The sequence below is a fragment of the Leclercia barmai genome (assembly GCF_049312895.1).
In the GTDB taxonomy this organism is placed as follows: domain Bacteria; phylum Pseudomonadota; class Gammaproteobacteria; order Enterobacterales; family Enterobacteriaceae; genus Enterobacter; species Enterobacter barmai.
The window spans coordinates 1-251 of record NZ_JBMNWZ010000029.1; the positions used below are offsets into that span (position 1 = coordinate 1).

A 251-nucleotide genomic window follows, 5' to 3' on the forward strand; every position below is an offset into this window, starting at 1 on the left:
GTAAATAGCAAGGCGTCTTGCGATTGAGACTTCAGTGTCCCCTTCGTCTAGAGGCCCAGGACACCGCCCTTTCACGGCGGTAACAGGGGTTCGAATCCCCTAGGGGACGCCACTTGCTGGTTCGTGAGTGAAAGTCGCCGACCCCCATATCTCAAAACTCATCTTCGGGTGACGTTTGAGATATTTGCTCTTTAAAAATCTGGATCAAGCTGAAAATTGAAACGACACACTGTGTCTGTTCTCCGTAACAA

General features: G+C 49.8%; 1 tRNA gene. It reads left to right on the top strand.

The window, feature by feature from the left end:
* Positions 1–36: 36 nt before the first annotated feature.
* Positions 37–112: transfer RNA gene (locus ACOYA6_RS23080), tRNA-Glu, on the top strand.
* Positions 113–251: the final 139 nt, after the last annotated feature.